This window comes from Shigella sp. FC1967 (assembly GCF_001743005.1).
Lineage (GTDB): Bacteria > Pseudomonadota > Gammaproteobacteria > Enterobacterales > Enterobacteriaceae > Proteus.
This window is the reverse complement of the sequence record NZ_MIIZ01001361.1, coordinates 1-372: the sequence shown is the minus strand read 5'-3', so window position 1 is coordinate 372 and position 372 is coordinate 1. Positions and strand designations below refer to the sequence as shown.

Here is a 372-nt window from a genome sequence, read left to right as displayed (position 1 = left end):
AAAAATTGAAAACAAATCAATATATCACCGAGGTATATTGATGAGTCTCTCAAAATCTCAGACCTTGAATTTGTGATACTCCAAGGCGAGTGTCATGAGCGAACAACAGCAATTCTAGGCGGACAGCGCGCAGTAAGCGCAGCATACTTAAGTATGTGAGCATTACGAGCACTGCCCAACAACGAATTGATGCTTGTGTAGCCATGACCTTTAAAGTCGTCTTCGAGAGAAACATCTTCGGGTTGTGAGGTTAAGCGAATAAGCGTACACGGTGGATGCCTAGGCAATCAGAGGCGATGAAGGACGTGCTAATCTGCGATAAGCGTCGGTAAGGTGATATGAACCGTTATACCCGACGATTTCCGAATGGGG

General features: G+C 45.4%; 1 rRNA gene. It reads left to right on the top strand.

The annotated features are described in order from the left end of the window. Positions 1-248: 248 nt before the first annotated feature. Positions 249-372: ribosomal RNA gene (locus tag BHE89_RS21995) — 23S ribosomal RNA — on the top strand; the annotation flags it as partial.